Source organism: Actinacidiphila sp. bgisy167, from assembly GCF_057707665.1.
In genome coordinates, this window is record NZ_JBYIQP010000012.1 from 24627 (window position 1) to 41967 (window position 17341).

17 protein-coding genes are annotated in these 17341 nt (G+C 72.2%); 9 read left to right on the forward strand and 8 right to left on the reverse strand.

The annotated features are described in order from the left end of the window. The first annotated feature begins 16 nt into the window (after nucleotides 1–16). The 6 genes from AC3ET4_RS07070 (at nucleotide 17) to AC3ET4_RS07095 (ending at nucleotide 6022) form a co-directional block, all read left to right on the forward strand. Nucleotides 17–859 (forward strand): DUF4097 family beta strand repeat-containing protein, encoded by an 843-nt coding sequence (locus AC3ET4_RS07070; RefSeq protein ID WP_431947070.1) that lies wholly within the window; start codon nucleotides 17–19, stop codon nucleotides 857–859. Nucleotides 860–925: 66 nt separating this feature from the next. Beyond that, a complete protein-coding gene (locus AC3ET4_RS07075) occupies nucleotides 926–1927 on the forward strand; it encodes an ATP-binding cassette domain-containing protein (protein ID WP_431947072.1) in 1002 nt (333 codons plus the stop codon). Beyond that, on the forward strand, nucleotides 1924–2724 hold the full coding sequence (locus AC3ET4_RS07080) for an ABC transporter permease (protein ID WP_431947074.1): 801 nt from the start codon (nucleotides 1924–1926) through the stop codon (nucleotides 2722–2724). The genes AC3ET4_RS07075 and AC3ET4_RS07080 overlap by 4 nt, the downstream gene beginning before the upstream one ends. 232 nt (nucleotides 2725–2956) lie before the next feature. Next, nucleotides 2957–4015 carry a DUF4158 domain-containing protein gene (locus AC3ET4_RS07085; protein ID WP_431947076.1) on the forward strand — a complete coding sequence of 353 codons (1059 nt, stop codon included), beginning with the start codon at nucleotides 2957–2959 and terminating at the stop codon, nucleotides 4013–4015. A gap of 148 nt (nucleotides 4016–4163) precedes the next feature. Then, nucleotides 4164–4853, forward strand: coding sequence for a hypothetical protein (locus AC3ET4_RS07090; protein WP_431947077.1), 690 nt, complete (start codon nucleotides 4164–4166; stop codon nucleotides 4851–4853). Continuing rightward, on the forward strand, nucleotides 4769–6022 hold the full coding sequence (locus AC3ET4_RS07095; RefSeq protein ID WP_431947079.1) for a Tn3 family transposase: 1254 nt from the start codon (nucleotides 4769–4771) through the stop codon (nucleotides 6020–6022). Before AC3ET4_RS07090 ends, AC3ET4_RS07095 begins: the two co-directional genes overlap by 85 nt. 135 nt (nucleotides 6023–6157) lie before the next feature. Here the strand turns inward: AC3ET4_RS07095 and AC3ET4_RS07100 are convergent, their stop codons facing one another. The 3 genes from AC3ET4_RS07100 to AC3ET4_RS07110 all read right to left on the reverse strand — a co-directional run bounded on the left by AC3ET4_RS07100 (nucleotide 6158) and on the right by AC3ET4_RS07110 (nucleotide 9796). Continuing rightward, nucleotides 6158–6790 carry a GNAT family N-acetyltransferase gene (locus AC3ET4_RS07100; protein WP_431947081.1) on the reverse strand — a complete coding sequence of 211 codons (633 nt, stop codon included), beginning with the start codon at nucleotides 6788–6790 and terminating at the stop codon, nucleotides 6158–6160. A 320-nt stretch (nucleotides 6791–7110) separates the two neighbouring features. Further along, on the reverse strand, nucleotides 7111–8784 hold the full coding sequence (locus AC3ET4_RS07105) for an alkaline phosphatase D family protein (RefSeq protein ID WP_431947083.1): 1674 nt from the start codon (nucleotides 8782–8784) through the stop codon (nucleotides 7111–7113). A gap of 265 nt (nucleotides 8785–9049) precedes the next feature. Continuing rightward, on the reverse strand, nucleotides 9050–9796 hold the full coding sequence (locus tag AC3ET4_RS07110) for a Mut7-C RNAse domain-containing protein (protein ID WP_431947222.1): 747 nt from the start codon (nucleotides 9794–9796) through the stop codon (nucleotides 9050–9052). 303 nt (nucleotides 9797–10099) lie between these two features. On the opposite strand from AC3ET4_RS07110, the gene AC3ET4_RS07115 reads away from it, so the two are divergent. Continuing rightward, entirely contained in the window at nucleotides 10100–10885 is a 786-nt protein-coding gene (locus AC3ET4_RS07115) for an alpha/beta fold hydrolase (RefSeq protein WP_431947085.1), read from the forward strand. A 125-nt stretch (nucleotides 10886–11010) separates the two neighbouring features. Here AC3ET4_RS07115 and AC3ET4_RS07120 read toward each other — a convergent pair whose 3' ends face one another. The 3 genes from AC3ET4_RS07120 to AC3ET4_RS07130 form a co-directional block, all read right to left on the reverse strand. After that, nucleotides 11011–11676, reverse strand: coding sequence for an HAD-IA family hydrolase (locus AC3ET4_RS07120; RefSeq protein ID WP_431947087.1), 666 nt, complete (start codon nucleotides 11674–11676; stop codon nucleotides 11011–11013). Between the two features lie 169 nt (nucleotides 11677–11845). Further along, nucleotides 11846–12448 (reverse strand): hypothetical protein, encoded by a 603-nt coding sequence (locus AC3ET4_RS07125; protein ID WP_431947089.1) that lies wholly within the window; start codon nucleotides 12446–12448, stop codon nucleotides 11846–11848. Nucleotides 12449–12542: 94 nt separating this feature from the next. Continuing rightward, complete coding sequence (locus AC3ET4_RS07130) at nucleotides 12543–13649, reverse strand: peptidoglycan-binding domain-containing protein (protein ID WP_431947093.1); 1107 nt, start codon at nucleotides 13647–13649, stop codon at nucleotides 12543–12545. A 185-nt stretch (nucleotides 13650–13834) separates the two neighbouring features. On the opposite strand from AC3ET4_RS07130, the gene AC3ET4_RS07135 reads away from it, so the two are divergent. Continuing rightward, entirely contained in the window at nucleotides 13835–15880 is a 2046-nt protein-coding gene (locus tag AC3ET4_RS07135; protein ID WP_431947095.1) for an MFS transporter, read from the forward strand. A 24-nt stretch (nucleotides 15881–15904) separates the two neighbouring features. On the opposite strand, the gene AC3ET4_RS07140 is transcribed toward AC3ET4_RS07135, so the two are convergent. Beyond that, nucleotides 15905–16420, reverse strand: a complete 516-nt coding sequence (locus AC3ET4_RS07140; RefSeq protein ID WP_431947097.1) for an HAD domain-containing protein — start codon at nucleotides 16418–16420, stop codon at nucleotides 15905–15907. Nucleotides 16421–16515: 95 nt separating this feature from the next. Then, complete coding sequence (locus AC3ET4_RS07145; RefSeq protein ID WP_431947099.1) at nucleotides 16516–16845, reverse strand: antibiotic biosynthesis monooxygenase family protein; 330 nt, start codon at nucleotides 16843–16845, stop codon at nucleotides 16516–16518. 97 nt (nucleotides 16846–16942) lie between these two features. On the opposite strand from AC3ET4_RS07145, the gene AC3ET4_RS07150 reads away from it, so the two are divergent. Beyond that, entirely contained in the window at nucleotides 16943–17209 is a 267-nt protein-coding gene (locus AC3ET4_RS07150; protein ID WP_431947101.1) for a DUF2087 domain-containing protein, read from the forward strand. Nucleotides 17210–17341 lie beyond the last annotated feature (132 nt).

A 17341-nucleotide genomic window follows, 5' to 3' on the forward strand; every position in this document is an offset into this window, starting at 1 on the left:
GGAGGACGGGACAGCCATGCCTTCTTTCGACACTCCCGAACCGATCACCGTCACCGCCCATGTGGGCGCCGGCTCCATCCGGTTCACCGCGGGCGACCGCTCCGACACCGTGGTCGAGGTGCGGCCCCGCGAGCCGAAGCGGGACAAGGACGTACGGGCCGCCGAGCAGACCGAGGTCGCGTTCGCGGGCGGCGCCCTGACCGTCAGGACGAAGGAGCGCTTCCTCATCGGTCCCAGCGGCGTCGTCGACGTGACGGTCGAACTGCCCGCGGGCTCGCACGTCGACGTGACCGGCTCCTGGACCCAGGTGCTCGGCGAGGGCCGGCTGGGCGAGGTCCGGGTCAAGACCTCGTCCAACGACGTCCGCTTCGACACGACCGGCCCGCTGCAGCTGACCGCCTCGCACGGCGCGGTCGCCGTCGACCGGATCGAGGGCTCGGCCGAGATCACCACCAGCTCCGGCAGCCTGCGCGTCGGCACGGTCCACGGCCCCGCCGACATGAAGAACTCGCACGGCACCACGACCGTCGGCGCCGCGCTCGGCGAACTGCGGGTGCGCGGAGCACACGGCAACGTCGACATCGCGCGCGCGGAGAGCTCGGTCACGGCCACCGTCGCCCACGGCAACCTGCGGGTCGCCGACGTCGCGCGCGGCACCGTCCGGCTGGAGACCTCCTACGGCGCCATCGAGGTCGGCGTCCGCGAGGGCACGGCCGCCTGGCTCGACGTCAGCTCCGAGCGCGGGCAGGTGCGCAACACGCTCGCCGGCTCCGAGCCCCCGCAGAAGACCGAGGACTCCGTCGAGGTCCACGCCCGGACCCGCTGGGGCAACATCGAGATCCACCGCGCCCGGCCCTGACCAGCACGACCTTCGGGCGCCCGCGCCCCCGACCCCACTCACTTGAGCCTTCGATCGGAGGGTCCCATGGCTGCATCTGTCATGCCCACGTCCAACCAGTCGGACGGCCACGCGCCACCGGCCGCCGTCTCCGCCATCGGTCTTCGCAAGTCCTTCGGCGACAAGACCGTGCTCGACGGCATCGACCTGCGCATCCCCGCCGGTTCCGTCTTCGCGCTGCTGGGTCCGAACGGCGCCGGCAAGACCACCGCCGTGAAGATCCTGTCCACCCTCATCACGGCCGACGGCGGGCAGGCCCAGGTCGCGGGCCACGACCTCGCGAGCGAGCCGCAGGCGGTGCGCGCGGCGATCGGCGTCACCGGGCAGTTCTCCGCCGTCGACGGACTGATCACCGGCGAGGAGAACATGCTCCTCATGGCCGACCTGCACCACCTGTCCAAGCGCGAGGGGCGCCGGGTCGCCGCCGAACTGCTGGAGCGGTTCGACCTGGTGGATGCCGCGAAGAAGCCGGCCTCCACCTACTCGGGCGGCATGAAGCGCCGCCTGGACATCGCCATGACCCTGGTCGGCGACCCCCGTGTCATCTTCCTCGACGAGCCCACCACCGGCCTCGACCCCCGCTCCCGGCACACCATGTGGCAGATCATCCGCGACCTCGTCCGCGCCGGCGTCACCGTCTTCCTCACCACCCAGTACCTGGAGGAGGCCGACGAACTCGCCGACCGCATAGCGGTGCTGAACAACGGCACCATCGTCGCCGAGGGCACCGCCGAGGAACTCAAGCGGCTCATCCCCGGCGGACACGTCCGCCTCCGCTTCACCGACCCCGCGGCCTACCGCGAGGCCGCCACCGCCCTGGCGGCCGCCGTCGGCGACGACGACACCCTGACGCTGCGGATCCCCAGCGACGGCAGTCAGCGCGCGCTGCGCAATCTGCTGGACCGACTCGAGGCCGCCGCCGTCCACGCCGACGAACTGACCGTCCACACGCCCGACCTCGACGACGTCTTCTTCGCCCTCACCGGCGACACCACCCTCCCCCACCAGCCCACGGAGGCCCTGCGATGAGTACCCCGGCCCTCGCCCTGCGCGACTGCACCACCATGCTCCGCCGCAACCTCCTGCACGCCCGCCGCTACCCCTCCCTCACCCTCAACCTCCTGCTCACCCCGATCATGCTGCTCCTGCTGTTCGTCTACGTCTTCGGCGACACCATGAGCGCCGGGATCGGCGGCGGCGCCCCCGACCGCTCCGCCTACATCGCCTACCTCGTCCCGGGCCTGCTCCTGATGACCATCGGCAGCACGACCGTCGGCACCGCCGTCTCCGTCTCCAACGACATGACCGAGGGCATCATCGCCCGGTTCCGCACCATGGCCATCCACCGCGGCTCCGTGATCGTCGGACACGTCATCGGCAGCGTCCTGCAGTCCGTCATCAGCGTCGTCCTCGTCGGCGCCGTCGCCGTCGCCGTCGCCATCGGCTTCCGCTCCACCGGCGCCACTCCCCTGGAATGGCTCGCCGCCCTCGCCCTCCTCGTCGGCTTCGCCACCGCACTGACCTGGATCGCCGTCGGCATGGGCCTGGTCAGCCCCAACGCCGAGGCCGCCAGCAACAACGCGACGCCCCTGATCCTGCTGCCGCTGCTGTCCAGCGCCTTCGTCCCCCTCCACTCCATGCCCGGCTGGTTCCAGCCCATCGCCCAGTTCCAGCCGTTCACCCCCGCCATCGAGACCCTCCGCGGCCTCCTCCTCGGCACCGGGATCGGCGACGACGGCTGGATCGCCGCCGCCTGGTGCGTCGGGCTCACCGTCCTGGGCTACCTCTGGTCGACCGCCAGGTTCAACAGCACCACCCGCTTCTGATCCGGTACCCGCACCACGGCGGAGGGCCCGCGCCAACGCGGGCCCTCCGCCCGCGTCGTGCTTCCCGGGTGGGCGGAGGAGATACGCAAAATAGCCGCCACTTCATGGCAGAGCGTGACGATCGAATACGGTGAGTGTGCATACGCTCCGTGATCCAGCCCTGGCCTCCGCCACGCCGCTGGTCGCTGCTTATGGTGGCCGCTGTCAGTCGGTCGGGTGTGGGGCGGTTGGTGTGGCGTCGCTGGAGCGGACGGCGTATCCGAGGTTCAAGAGGCTGATCTCGGAACGGGAGTTGCGGGAGTTTCTCACGACGTCGGCGGAGGATGTGGTTTGGGCGCGTGAGCGTACGCATGACCGCCCAAGCCGGCTCTTGGCGCTGCTGGTGATGCTGAAGTCCGCGGCGCGGCTGGGCCGTGTCCCCAACCTCGGGGAGATACCCGAGGTGGTCGTGGCTCACGTGCGCGATCAGGCGAGGCTCACTGCGGGGACGGTGCCAGAGGCGGATTCCGAACGGAGCGAGGAGCGCTACCGGTCGGCCGTACGTGACCGTCTGGAGCTGAAGCACAGGCCGGGCGAGGCCCGCGCGGTCGCGGAGGCGGCGATGCGGGCGGCGGCGCCGGTGAAGGCGCATACCGCGGACCTGGTGAACGTGGCGCTGGAGGAGCTGGTCCGACAGAAGGAGCGGCTGGAGCTGCCTGCGTTTTCCACCCTGGACCGGATGGCCGCCCGTATCCGCTTCGAGGTGGAAGCCTCGCAGTGCGAGGCGATCGTCGCGCGCATGAGTGACGCGGCGCGGGAGCGGGTCGCGGGCATGTTGGAGGTCGTCGAGGGCGAGTACCAGAGCCTGTTCGCGTGGATCAAGCAGCCCGCCCGGCGGGCGACCTGGTCGCGGTTCAGGGCCCATGCGGAGCGGATGGAGAGGGTGGACGGGCTGGGGGATGCCGTCTTCTGGGTGGGGAAGACACCGCCGGCGAAGGTGGCCGCGCTGGCCGAGCAGGCGAGGGTGCTGTCGGTGGGCGAGATGAAGGACATTGCCGAGCCCCGCCGTACCGCGATGACCGTGTGCCTGCTCGCGCAGGTGCAGGCGGCGGTGCGGGACGAGACCGTGGTGATGCTCTCCAAGCGCATGTCCCGGCACCTCAAGCGGGCCCAGGAAGAGCTGCTGGAGATCGAGAAACGGCAGAAGGAGACCACCGAGCAGCTCCTGGCCACCCTCCGGGACGTGCTCCGCCCTGCGCGGCAGTGGCGAGGCAGCTCCCGGCGCGTGGGAGGGGGAGGCGTGGCTGGATGACCTGCTGGCGCTGAAGAACGCCCGGGCCGCGATCGAGACGGCGGGAGGGTTCGACGCCCAGCTGGCGGAGCTGGAGGCTCTGGACGCCTACCGGGGCAGCAACTACACGGCACTGGTAGAGCGCTTCTTCAAGCCGGACCGGCCGACCATGTTCAAGATCGCCCGCCGTCTGTCGTTCACCGCGACCTCGACCGACCGCAGCGTGCTGGACGCGATGGACCACGTCCTCGCTCACCAGCACCTCACCCGGCCCCTCGTGGCGGACACGCATCCCACCCGCAAGGACGAGAACGGGGAGTTGATACGGCTGGACCTGTCGTTCGCGCCGAAGATGTGGCTGAAGACCGTCTACTCCCGCCAGCAGCCGGGGATGCTGGTCCGCCGCCATTTCGAGGCAATGGTGTTCGCCCGCCTCGTGGAAGAGCTGCGCTGCGGCGACGTCGCCGTGATCGGCGCCGAGGACTACGGTGACTGGACCCGCATGCTCCTGCCCTGGGAGCAGTGCGAGCCCAAGCTCACCGGCTTCTGCGAGCAGGCCGGCATCCCGGCCACCGCGAGCGAGTTCACCGTTCAGCTGCGCGAGCGGCTCACCACGATCGCCGAGACCGTGGACGCCGGGTATCCGGACAACAAGGACCTCACCATCGACCCGGTCACCGGCGTCCCCTCCCTTGCTCTACGCATAGCAGGCGAGCGCACCGCCTCCGCGGAGAAGCTGGAGGAAGGCTCTCCGAGCGGCTTCCCGCCCGCAGCGTGCTGGAACATCTGGCGCGAGCGGCGCACTGGACGGACTGGTGGAAACGGCCCGGCCCACGCTCGGGCAGCGAGCCGAAGCTGAAGGAACCCCTGCCGCGCTACGTGACCACCGCGTTCGTCTACGGCTCCGGGCTCGGCCCCGCCCAGGCGGTGCGCCACATGCGGGGCAGCGTGGCCGCGCACGAACTCGGCGCGATCGCGAAGCGCCACTTCACCATCCCGGTTCTCAACCGGTGCGGGGCCGATGTCGTCAACGCCCACGCCGGCCTGGACCTGACGGCGGCGTGGGGGGATGGGTCGGTGGCGGCGGTGGACGGCACCATGATGGACACCGTCATCGACAACCTCCTCGCCGAGACCTCGATCCGCTACGGCGGCTACGGCGGGATCGCCCACCACCTGGTCTCCGACACGTACGTTGCGCTTTTCTCCCGGTTCATCCCTTGTGGGGTGTGGGAGGCCGTCTACCTCATCGACTCGCTCCTTGCGAACGAGTCGGAGGTCAGGCCGGACACCGTACACGCCGACACCCAGGGACAGTCCTTCCCGGTCTTCGGGCTCGCCCACCTGCTCTGCATCGACCTGCTGCCGCGGATCCGGAACTTCCAGGACCTCACCTTCCACCGCCCCGATCCCCAGGTGCGCTACCGGCATATCGACGCGCTGTTCTCCGCTGATCCGCGTACCTGCATCGACTGGCGCCTCATCGAGAGCGGCTGGAAGGACCTCATGCAGGTCGGCCTGTCGGTACGGGAAGGCACCGTGTCCTCCGTCACCCTCCTGCGGCGCCTGAACAACCATTCCCGCAAGAACCAGATCTACCGGGTCTTCCGCGAGGTCGGCCGCGCCGTCCGGACGATCGTCCTGCACCGCTACCTGTCGGACCCGCAGCTGCGGGAGCAGATCACCAGAGCGACGAACAAGGCCGAGGCATACAACGGGTGCACGAAGTGGCTGCACTTCGGCGGGGAGGGCTACCTGCGCTCCCGCGATCCCGAACTCCACGAGAAGGCCGTCAAGTTCCTCGACCTGATGGCCAACAGCATCATCTTCTCCACCACCGTCGACATGACCGAGACACTGCGCCAGATGGCCGCCCAAGGCCGGGAGGTGAACCCCGACGACATCGCCGCGCTCAGTCCGCACCGCAGGGACAACGTGCTCCGCTTCGGCGACTACGACACCGCCACCCTCCACATCCCGCCCGGCCCGTACGTCAGCGCGCTTCGCCTTCCTGCTGATGGTCGCTGACAGGGGCAGCCGAGAATGACGGCCAACCGGAATACAGCCGGAACAGGCAATTAAAGGAAATCCGGGCATCTTCGCTCGGTGGGATCCGCCGGAGTGCGCCGTGCGTAAGGCCGGATCGGTCAGCGTGAGCCAGTCCTACCGGTTGAGGGCAACCACCGGCCCCCGGGCGATCAGGACGTCGGCTTCGTGGCGCCAGCCGAGGGAGGAGTAGAGGTGCTGGCCGTCCTCACTGGCGATGAGAAGACCGGTACGGGCGCCCTGGGCCACGGCGGCCTCCGCCAGAGCGCTCATCATGGCGCGGCCCAGGCCGCGCCGCCGGTGCGCCGCGTCCGTCTCGATGCGATCGGCGATCGCATCGGCGCCGACCACGGCGATGGTGCCGCGCGCCGCCACCTCTCCAGAGGAGTCATGGAGGGAGACGACCGTGACTGGTCCCTCCGTGCGAACCTCGCGCTCGTACGGCGCGGCGGGCGCGTGCTGCGGGTGCCCGGTCAGATCGGTCGTCATGAACCACTCTGACCGGTGGAGCACTTCCAGTCCGGCGGCGTCGACGACGGATTCGACGGTGCCTGGACGCAGCGTAGGCACCGTGAGCCAGGTGGTCTGCCTCGCGGCGGCGACGGCTGCCGCCAGCCGTGCCAAGGACTCGGGCTCCTCGTCCGCACGCAGCGCGAACACCTCGACCTCGCGGCCGGGTTGGTCGCACTTGGACCGCAGGCCGTCCCCTGCGGACTCGACCGGCTCGGCCTCGGGCAGGGAGCGAGCCACGGTCCAACCGTTCAGCCAACGTCGTATCAGCTCTGATTCAATCTTCGTCATCCGGCGATTAGAGCATGACCGCAACCGGTGGACGGGCGAATAACCATCCCCCGTCGGCCGCCGCCAGGGCGACGCCGCCCTCCAAGCCAGTCGGTCTGATCCTCTTCTCGGTCATCACTCTACGTATTCACTAGCCGAGCGGTGTGCCCCAACCACAGGCTTCTGGTCTTTGGAGGAGATACGCCCGAAGGGCGCCCTCGCGGGGGCGCCCTTCGGGCGTATCTCCTCCAAAGACTTCCCGGCGGCGGCGAGCGGGCGCGGTCGTCGGGTCAGCCGGTCGTGAGGCGCGTGTCCATCACGGTCACCAGCGCTGCCCGCTGCGAGATCCCCTTCGGCGCACGGGTCTGGTCGAGGCGGAGCTCCGCGGCACGGCCGCGCAGGGTCAGGGTCATGAGCTGGTTGCCGAACCACGGGCCGTCCAGTTTGCGCCAGCGCAGCGAGGGGGTGGCGGCCCGGCCGTGACGGGTGAGGGCGCGGCCGACGAGGCGGGCGGGCCAGGTCCAGGCGAAGCGGAAGGCCAGGCGCATGTACCCGGGGATCGTGTTGTGCACCGGGGAGCAGGTGAGTTGCAGCAGCCTGGAGCGCAGGGGTGCGCCGGGTCGGTGGGCCTCGGCGGTGTAGGCGTGGTGGACGTCGCCGGACAGGACGCAGATCGTGGCGGGGGCCTCGGCGTCGCAGGCGGCGTCGGTGAGGATCCCGGCGAGGTCCTCGAAGGAGTCGGGGAAGGCCGACCAGTGTTCGAGGTCGCCGGCCCGGCGCAGGCGTTCGCCGCGGTGGGTCCAGCGGTGGCCGCGGCTGCCGCCGCACAGGGCGGCGCTCCAGGCCTCGGTGGCGTGGACGGCGTGCGGGAGGAGCCAGGGCAGGGAGGTGCCGATGAGCAGGTGGTCGAAGCTGCCGTCGGGGCGGGCGTTGCGGCGCAGCCAGTCGAGTTCCGCCGGGTCGAGCATGGCGCGTTCGTGTTCGTCCAGGACGCGGACGGCACGTGAGTCGACCATGAGCAGGCGGGTGCGCCCGAGGTCACGGCGGTAGCTCCAGCGGGTGTGCGCCGGGTCGGCCTCCACACGGGCGGCGAAGGCGCGCAGGGTCTCGGTGCCGTCGTCGGCGGCGCGCACCGCCGCGAGGAGTTCGTCGGCGGCGAGTTCGGCGGGGGTGAGGTTGCCGAGGTGCTGGTGGACCCAGTACGAGGTGAGGCCGCTGGTGACGCGTTCGTGCCACCAGGCCGTCTCCCGCATGGAGGCGCGCCACGAGTGGGAGGTGTTCCAGTCGTCCACGACGTCGTGGTCGTCGAAGATCATGCAGCTGGGCACGGTGGACAGCAGCCAGCGGATGTCCGGGTCGAGCCAGGACTCGTAGTAGAGGTGAGCGTATTCCTCGTAGTCGGCGACCTGGTCCCAGGGCGCGTCGTTCAGGTCGCGGCGCCGGGCGAGCCAGCGGCGGGTGGCCGCGGATGTCTCGTCGGCGTAGATCTGGTCGCCGAGCAGCAGCAGGAGGTCGGGGCGGGGCGCCTCGCCGGAGGCGATGTGGTGGGCCAGGGTGTCCAGCGCGTCCGGGCCGATGGGGTCGGGTTCGTCCGGGGGCGGTGCCGCCCAGCGGCAGGAGCCGAAGGCGACCCGCAGCGGCCGTCCGTCCCCCTCCCCGTCCCCTTCGCCGTAGCCGCCGTGCCGGGCGGTGCGGATGGTGCTCGGCGGGTACGGGGAGCCCGGCAGCGGCCAGACCTGCTGCCCGTCGAGGAGCACGCGGTACGGCGTGGTGGTGCCGGGGCGCAGCCCGCCCACGGTGACGATCGCGTAGTGGTGACCGGCGATCTGCCAGGTGTGCTCGGTGCCGCCGGCCCCGTCGTCGCACGCGACGCTCACGGTGGCGGGGCGGTCGGCCTCGACCCACACGGTGGCCGTGTCCTCGTCCACGTACCTCAGCAGCGGGCCCAGGCGCAGTTCTGCCATGGCGGTCGGCCTTCCCTCCGTCGTCGTGAGGTGTGGACGTCGGAGGGGAAGGCGTGAGTTCCCGGCCGCGGTCCCGGCCGCGGTCCCGACGGCCGGGCGGGGCCGGGACGCGGGGTCAGCAGCCTCTGAGCACGCTGCTGAGCTTTCGCCCGCCGACGCGCGGCATCCCGCGGCGACCCGGCCGCCCGCGCCGTGCGGGACATCACCGGACCCGCGCCCCCGCGGCGGTCAGGACGACGAGGCCGCCCCGAGGCCGGCCGCGCCCTCAGGCCGACGGGGCGGCGGGGGCCGCGCCGAACTCGAGAACCGCGTCGCGGACGATCGCCTCGAGGCGGGCATGGTGCGCGCCGCGCCAGTACGGGCGTTCGCAGTCGGCGCACTGCGCGAACACGTCGTAGCTGCGTCGGGTGCCGTGCTCCAGCTTCTCCCAGACCGCGTCCTTGTCGGCCTCCCGCAGCGGCCCGTTGCACGCCGCGCAGCGCGTCCAGGGCTCCAGGGCCGGGGCGAACCGGCCGAGCACGTCGCGCAGTTGCTCGTCGGGCTGGTCGCTGTAGACGTACGCGCCCGCCCACAGCTCCCGGCGGCGCAGCAGGCCGCGGTCACGGGAGAGCATCACCCGCCGCTCGGCGGCCGACCGGGTGGCCAGGGCGGGGTCGCCGATGTCCTCGCTCTCGTACGCGGCGTCGACGCCCAGCAGCCGCAAGCGCCGCGCGAGGGTGCCCAGGTGCACGTCGAGCAGGAAGCGCAGCGGCGCACCCGGAACGCGCTGCGGTCGGGTGACCGGCTCGACCTCCACGTACTCGCCGGACATCGGCACATAGGAGGTGGGGACCTCCCGGCCGTCCACCAGCAGCCGGCCGACCTCGGTGAGCGGGACCCCGAGTGACTCCACGACGTGCCCCAGGGAGGACACGCCGTCGGTGACGACGATGGTCCGCCCCTCCCGTCGTACCGCAGCGGTGAAGAGCCGCAGCGGGGAGGCGAAGCTGATGCCGATCTCAGGTCCGTTCAGGCCGCTCACCCCGCCAGGATGTCACTCCTGCGGCGTGGGGCACATGCCATTTCCCCCGGTCGGTGCGCTCCGCGCCGCGGTCCGGCGCCGCGCCGGCCCACGTCGCAGTGCGCCTGTGCGCCTGTGCGCCTGTGCGCCTGTGCGCCTGTGCGCCTGTGCGCCTGTGCGCCTGTGCGCCTGTGCGCCTGTGCGCCTGTGCGCCTGGCGACGATATGCGACGGGCCGGTTCCGAGACATGCGCGGGCGGGACCTTTCATGAGAACAGCCGTTCGGATGGGCCGTTCCCATGGCAGTCTGATCTTCATGCAGCCGACATCCCAGCCCGAACCGACGCGCGCGGCACTGACGGTGGACGGACGCCGCCTGTCCTACCTCGACTTCGGGGGCCCGGGACGGCCCCTGCTCGCCCTGCACGGGCACTTCAACGAGGCCCGCACCTTCACCGGCCTGGCGCACGCCCTGGCTCCCGCCTGGCGAGTGGTCGCGCTCGACCAGCGCGGACACGGCTTCTCCGACAGGCCCCCGGACTTCTCTCGCGAAGGCTACGTTCAGGATGCGGCCGCGCTCATCGCCCACCTCGGCCTGCGGCAGGTGGTGGTGCTCGGCCACTCCCTCGGCGGGGTCAACGCCTACCAGTTGGCCGCGCGCCACCCCGACGTGGTCAGTGCGCTCGTCATCGAGGACATCGGCGCCGAGATCGACGACGACCTCTCCTTCTGCCTGGCATGGCCGCATCGGGCACCCACCCGCACGGCACTGGTCGAACAACTCGGAGCGGCGGTTCGATACCTGACGGACGCCATCCGTGAACATCCCGACGGCTGGGGCCTGGCCTTCCGGCCACAGGACATGGTCACGTCCGTCGGCCAGGTCAACGGCAACCACTGGGACGACTGGCTCGCCACCGAGTGCCCGGCCCTGCTCGTCCACGGCACCCGCAGCGACACGCTCACCCTGGACCACGCCCAAGCCATGGCAGCCCGCCGTCCGAACACCCGGCTCGTCGCTCTCGCGACGGGACACACCGTGCACGAGACCGATCCCGCCGGCTTCGCCGCGGCAGTCCGCACGTTCCTCGACGCCCTGTGACCGGCCGTCGCCCGCGCCGGCTCCTCGTGGGCGAGAGCCGTCACCACCTGGTCCCTGGCGCCTGACCGCCCGTCGACGCGCCGATGTCGTCGAGGGGCGCCCGTCGAGGGCCCAACCGGCCGGGGTCAGCCGCCGACATGCAGCAGGAAAGCCCCGTCGGCGGTGGCCTGGACGCGGATGTCGGCGAGGGTGTCGACGTGGACGGTGGGCTGGTGGACCGCCGCGCGGGGGCCCACGCCGACCACGCGCATTCCGGCGGCCTTGGCGGCCGCGATGCCGACCTCGGAGTCCTCGAAGACCACGCAGTCCTCCGGGGCGAAGCCCAGCTCGGCGGCGCCCTTGAGGAAGCCCTCCGGGTCCGGCTTGCTGGCGCTGACGCTCTCAGCGGTGACCATGACGGCGGGCAGCGGGAGACGGGCGGCGCCCATGCGGGCCCGGGCGAGGCCCTCGTCCGCGGAGGTCACCAGGGCGTGCGGCCGGCCCTGCAGCGCGGCCATGAAGGCCGGGGCGCCCTCGACGGGGACGACGCCGTCGAGGTCGGCGGTCTCCTCGGCGAGCATGCGCGCGTTGTCGGCGTGGTTCTCCGCCATCGGGCGGTCCGGGAGCAGCACCGCCATCGTGGCGTAGCCCTGGCGGCCGTGGACGGTCTTCATCACGGCATCGCCGTCGAGTCCGTGCCCCGCGGCCCACCGGCGCCAGCAGCGCTCGACCACGGCGTCGGAGTTGACCAGCGTTCCGTCCATGTCCAGCAGCAGCGCGCGGGCGGGGACGACGGTGGACGGCGGCAGCATGAAACTCCTCGGGGGCACAGGCAAGTGGCCCGCCCGCCGGTCAGGGGAAACGGGCGGAACCACTTTGTTCCTACACGATACAAAATCGCGCCGCGGTTCCGCCAGGGGGGGTGCCGGGCGTACCCGGGCGAGCGCGTCCGGCACCGGGCGCCGTCCGCGCTCGCCCTCCTCACAAAGCGGCGGCCGTCCCGTCCACGTACTGCAGCAGTCCGTAGGTGAAGCCGGCGGTCCGGCGAGCCGCCCCGGGCGGGGCCTGAGGATCGGTGAACTCCAGTCGCCAGCGGGTGGGGGCGTCGCCTTCCATGGGGCGTGCGGGCGGGAACGCCCGGGCCACCTCGTCGACGGTGCAGGACCAGGGCGCGAGGTCGTCCACTCCGGACAGCCTCGGCCCCGGCTCCCCCGGCGCGCGGACCAGCCACTCGTTCCAGACCGCCCTGCCGCCCGGTGCGCACAGCACCTCGAAACGCAGCGACGGCCACAGCGGGACCGGCCAGAGCAGCGCCGTACAGGTCAGGTCGCCCACCCGGCGCCGGAGCACCGCCTCGGGCGGTCCGAGCACCGTCCGATAGCGGCGCTCGCCGCGCGGGAAGCCCCTGGCGTGCCCCCATGCCTGCCAGCGGCGGTTGGCCTCGCGCATCTCGGTACGGCTCGCCCCGAGCGTGCGCAGCGCCTCCTCCACCAGTTCCGGCCGGTGGTCGGCCATGCGCCGCAGCAGGACGAGCTGGAAGCCCCTCAGCCCGAAGTCGTCGATCGCCACGCCCCCATCCTGCATGAGCGACCGGCACCGATACGACGGCGCCCGCCGGGGGACGAGGTCCCCTGGGCCGGCGCTGCGCGCGGGACGTGGCCGTCAGGTCGGCCGACCGTCAGTTGCGGCCGCCGTTCGCGTTTCCCGTCCCGTTGCCGGTCCCACCGCCGGTTCCGTCGGCGTCGATCTCGCCGGAGTCCGTGCCCTGGTCCGGTGAGGACCCGGTCCGCGCCTCCAGGGCGGCCCGGGTGTGGGGTCCGTAGACGCCCTGCGGGTCGCCCTCGACCTTGTAGAAGAACTGGAAGCGGGCCACCGCGTCACCGACCTGCCGGCTGTAGTCGCCGTCGGCGGGGCCGTAGTAGAGCCGCACCGCCTTGAGACGGTTCTGGAGGTCCACGACGGCGGGGCCGGTGTCGCCGCGCTGCAGCGTCGCGGGCACGGCCGGCGGTGCCGAGCCGGGCGGCTGGGAGGTCTCACCGCCGTCGGGGGACGTCGGGCGGGACGCGGTGGTGCCGGGCGTCGGCCCGCCGGTCGTCTCAGAGGACGAGGACGCCGACGCCGAGGCGGAGGCGGGGGCGGGGGCGGAGGCCGTCACGGAGGCCGAGGCACTCGCGGAGGCCGGCGCGGAAGGCGAGGCGGTGGGCGAGGCCGAACGCCCGGCGGAGGCCGAAGCCGTTGCGGAGGACGGCAGTTCCACGGCCGCCTCGGAGGCGCCCTGGTCTGGGGCGGCCTCGGTACGGTCGGGGCTGCCGGTCAGCTGGGCGGTGACGAGGACCGCCCCGACGGCGAGGCCGAGGGCCGCGATGCCCGCGCCCGCGACGAGCGCGCCACGGCGGCGCCGAACCCCGGGGCGGCGTCTGCCCCCGACGCGGGAGGGGTGGGGCGCGGGTTCCCCGGACGTGGCGGCCGCCGGCTCCGGCAGCCGTTCCGAGGAGACGGTGCCGAGGTCGATGATGTCGGTGTCCTCCTCCTGCCCCGCCGCCGCGGACGGCCCCGGAGCGTTCGGCGGCACGGGAGCGTTCGGCGGCACGGGCGGCAGAGGCGCCGTCGGCGGGTCGTCCTGCCGCTCCGGGAAGGCCTCGGCGGCCCCCGCCGCCACGGCGGCCGGGACGGGTTCCTCGAGGTCCGCGTAGCCCTCGGGCCCCGGCACATACGGCCGCACCCGGAGCGACTCGTACAGCTGTTCCTCCTGCGAAGCCGGCGATCCCGGCGCGTCCGACGCCACCGGCGCCCCCTCCCCACGTCCTGACAGACGCAGTGATTATGCAGACCGCGCGGACCCGGTGCCCAGGCGTCTTCGGTCCCGACGGTCGCACAAACACGCCAATCCTGTGGAAAGGGTGTGAATATTTACAGGGAAATAGCGTGAACGCGGTACCGAGCCCCGGTGCCCGAGCGGAACGAGTGCCAATGGCGCAGGACGAGACCACTGCCCCGGCAGGGCAGACGACAGCGGGCGGCCCCTCGGCAGTGACCGACAAGCGGTCGGTGTACCTCGCGATCGGCGCGCTCGCGCTCGGTCTGCTGCTGGCCGCTCTCGACCAGACGATCGTCTCCACCGCGCTGCCGACGATCGTCAGCGACCTGGGCGGCCTGAAGCACCTGTCCTGGGTGGTCACCGCCTATCTTCTGGCCTCGACCGCCGCCACCCCGCTGTGGGGCAAGCTCGGTGACATGTACGGGCGGAAGAAGCTCTTCCAGGCCGTCATCGTGCTCTTCCTGATCGGTTCCGCGCTGTGCGGCCTCTCCCGGAGCCTGGGCGAGCTCATCGCCTTCCGTGCGCTGCAGGGCCTGGGCGGCGGCGGGCTGATCGTGCTGTCCATGGCGATCGTGGGCGACATCGTGCCGCCGCGCGAGCGGGGGCGCTACCAGGGCGCGTTCGGGGCGGTGTTCGGGGCGAGCAGCGTGCTCGGACCGCTGCTGGGCGGGCTGTTCGTCGACACCCTGAGCTGGCGCTGGGTGTTCTACGTCAACCTCCCCCTCGGCATCCTCGCACTCGCCGTCATCGCCACCGTGCTGCACATCCCGGTCCGGCGGACCACGCACCGCATCGACTACTGGGGCATGGTGCTGGTGGCGGCCGCCGCCACCTGTCTGGTGCTGATGACGTCGCTGGGCGGCACGACGTGGGCCTGGGGCTCCTGGCAGGTCGTCGGGCTCGCGGTGCTGGGCGTCGTGCTGATCGCGGCCTTCGTCCTCGTCGAGCGGCGGGCGCAGGAAGCGGTGCTGCCGCTGCGGCTGTTCCGCGTCCGCACCTTCTGGCTGTGCTCGGTGATCTCCTTCGTCGTCGGCTTCGCCATGTTCGGCTCGCTGACCTTCCTGCCGACCTTCCTCCAGGTCGTTCACGGCTACTCGCCGACCTGGTCGGGCGTGCACATGATCCCCATGGTGGTCGGCATGCTGGTGGCCTCCACGGGCTCCGGTCAGATCGTCTCGCGCACCGGCCACTACAAGGTCTTCCCGATCGCGGGGACCGCCGTGACGATCCTCGGGCTGTTCCTGCTGCACCAGCTCGACGAGACCACCCCGGTGTGGGTGCTGAGCACCTACCTGCTCGTCTTCGGGCTCGGGCTCGGCCTGGTCCTGCAGATCCTGATCCTCGCCGTGCAGAACGCCGTGGACTACTCCGACCTGGGAGCCGCCACCTCCGGCGCCACCTTCTTCCGCTCGGTCGGGGCCGCTTTCGGCGTCTCCATCTTCGGCACGATCTTCGCGACCGGCCTCGCCCGCGCGATCACCGCCGCGCTCACCGGACTGAGCCTGCCGCCCGGATTCGACCCGGCCATGATCCAGTCCGATCCGCGCGGGGTGCGGCAGCTCCCGCCGTCCGTGCGCGAACCGGTGCTGCACGCGTACTCGACCGCCATCACCGGCGTCTTCCTGTGGGCGGTGCCGATCTGCGTGCTCGCCTTCGTGCTGGCCTGGTTCCTGAAGGAGCAGCCGCTGCGGCGCTCGGTCACCGTGCCCGACGCGAGCGAGACGCTGGGTGCCAACCCCGTCGACCGCTCCTCCCTCGACGAGATCGCCCGCGGTCTGAGCCTCCTCGGCAGCCGGGAGGCCCGCCGCGACCTGTACGCGCGGATCACCGCGCTGGCCGGCCTCGACCTCCAGCCCGCCGCCGCCTGGCTGCTGCTCTACATCGCCCGCACCGGCTCCGCCGACCCGGTCGACCTGTCCGTGCAGACCACGGTGCCGTACAACGTCATCGAGCGCGCCGCCTTCGAGGTCGAGGAACACCGCTACGCCGTGCGGCGCGGCAACCCGCTCCATCTCACCGAACGAGGTCAGGAGATCGTGGCCCTGCTGACCGAGGCCCGCCGCAAGGTGCTGGCCGACCTCCTCGGCGACTGGGACCCCGACCGCCACGCCGAGCTGGCGGCCCTGCTCACCCGGCTGACCACCGAGCTGTGCGGCCAGGACCAGGACCGCCCCGGCCCCCAGCGGCCCCCGGCCTGAGTCGGCCGCGCCGCGGTCACCGCGTCACAGCGGCGCCCGCGGTGACGCGGCAAAGGCGGCGAGCGCCGCGAAGTCGGGCTCGCGCAGACCGACGCGGGGATCGACATGGTGCAGGAGGGCCGGCCCGCGGTGATGCGCGGCCACCCAGTCCGCGTCGGCGGGGCTCTGCTCGTCGTCGACCCAGGCGAACGGGCGGCCGGCGGCGTGGGCTATGAGTGTTTCGGTCTTCCAGTGCACGAGATCGGGGCGGTGCGCGAACAGCGCGTCGCCGAAGTCGACGTACGGCAACTCGGGCAGCCCGATGACGGGGCCGATCCAGTGGTTGGCCTCCGCCATCCACGTCGTGGCCCAGCACAGTTCGAACCCCAGCCCGAGCAGCGCCTCACCGTGCGCGGGATGGAGCCACACCCGCAACGGACGCGCCGAGACACCGGACGCCGGCACGCGCAGCGTGGTGTAACCCTGAGGTCGCCGGGTGGGCTCGGCCGCGTACGGGTTGAGCGGGCCGTCGACGTCGAGGAAGAGCAGGGGCCTTTCCATGGCCCCACCCTGACGTCCGGTGACGGCGCACGGCAAGGCGGTTTCCAGGGCACGGCGGGTGGCGGCGCCCCGGAGGGGCGGGGCGCCGCCAGGGGTCAGGGCTGCTTCGGCGCGGCCTGCTGGACGACCTCGAAGGACCACAGCGTGGAACCGGTGGCGGCCGGCCGGGGGCGCTCGCCGCCGCCCTCGCCGCCCTCGCGGTGGGCGGCCTGCATCGGGCCGGACATCCAGTTGCGGAAGTCCTCCTCGCTGCGCCAGCGCGTGTACACGAGGTACTGGTCGGTGCCCTCGACCGGGCGCAGCAGTTCGAACCACTCGAAGCCGTCCGAACTCTCGACGGCGCCCGCCCGCGAGGCGAACCGCTGCTCCAGGACCTCGCGCTGCTCGGCTGGGACGGTCAGTACGTTGATCTTGACGACGCTCATTCCCCCATCGTGCCAGGTGATATTCGCGTGCCCTGGTCGGCGCCGCGTGTCACGCTGCCTGGCGAGGTCTGTCGTCGCGAACGCGGAGGAGTACGTGGTGTCCGAGAGTGGTGCGCACGCGGTGTCGGCCCTGTTCTCACAGGGGCGGCTCACGGTCATCCCGCGCCGGGCGGCGCGGCGCGAGCAGTTGCTGCGGCATCTGACCGAGACGCTCTTCCAGCCGGGGCAGGACTACCACGAGCGCGAGGTCAACGAGGCGCTGCGCACGGTGCACGACGATTGCGCCGCCCTGCGCCGCTACCTGGTGGAGGGCGGCTGGCTGGAGCGGACTGCCGACGGCACCGCCTACCGCGTGAGGGGCTGAACCGGCGCCGGACGGGCGGCCGGGGCCGGCCCGCGGGCGGGAGGACGCCGTCCGGGTGGAGTGGGCGCCGCACCGCGGGGCACCGCGGGCCCGTGCTGTCGCGGCCCGTGCTCCGTCTCCCGAACAGGACGC

What these genes read in the sequence shown, in the direction of transcription:
- AC3ET4_RS07070 (WP_431947070.1), top strand. Translation starts at nt 17, where the DNA reads ATGCCTTCTTTCGACACTCCCGAACCGATCACCGTCACCGCCCATGTG.
- AC3ET4_RS07075 (WP_431947072.1), top strand. Translation starts at nt 926, where the DNA reads ATGGCTGCATCTGTCATGCCCACGTCCAACCAGTCGGACGGCCACGCG.
- AC3ET4_RS07080 (WP_431947074.1), top strand. Translation starts at nt 1,924, where the DNA reads ATGAGTACCCCGGCCCTCGCCCTGCGCGACTGCACCACCATGCTCCGC.
- AC3ET4_RS07090 (WP_431947077.1), top strand. Translation starts at nt 4,164, where the DNA reads ATGTTCAAGATCGCCCGCCGTCTGTCGTTCACCGCGACCTCGACCGAC.
- AC3ET4_RS07105 (WP_431947083.1), bottom strand. Translation starts at nt 8,784, where the DNA reads ATGGCAGAACTGCGCCTGGGCCCGCTGCTGAGGTACGTGGACGAGGAC.
- AC3ET4_RS07115 (WP_431947085.1), top strand. Translation starts at nt 10,100, where the DNA reads ATGCAGCCGACATCCCAGCCCGAACCGACGCGCGCGGCACTGACGGTG.
- AC3ET4_RS07120 (WP_431947087.1), bottom strand. Translation starts at nt 11,676, where the DNA reads ATGCTGCCGCCGTCCACCGTCGTCCCCGCCCGCGCGCTGCTGCTGGAC.
- AC3ET4_RS07125 (WP_431947089.1), bottom strand. Translation starts at nt 12,448, where the DNA reads ATGCAGGATGGGGGCGTGGCGATCGACGACTTCGGGCTGAGGGGCTTC.
- AC3ET4_RS07135 (WP_431947095.1), top strand. Translation starts at nt 13,835, where the DNA reads ATGGCGCAGGACGAGACCACTGCCCCGGCAGGGCAGACGACAGCGGGC.
- AC3ET4_RS07140 (WP_431947097.1), bottom strand. Translation starts at nt 16,420, where the DNA reads ATGGAAAGGCCCCTGCTCTTCCTCGACGTCGACGGCCCGCTCAACCCG.
- AC3ET4_RS07145 (WP_431947099.1), bottom strand. Translation starts at nt 16,845, where the DNA reads ATGAGCGTCGTCAAGATCAACGTACTGACCGTCCCAGCCGAGCAGCGC.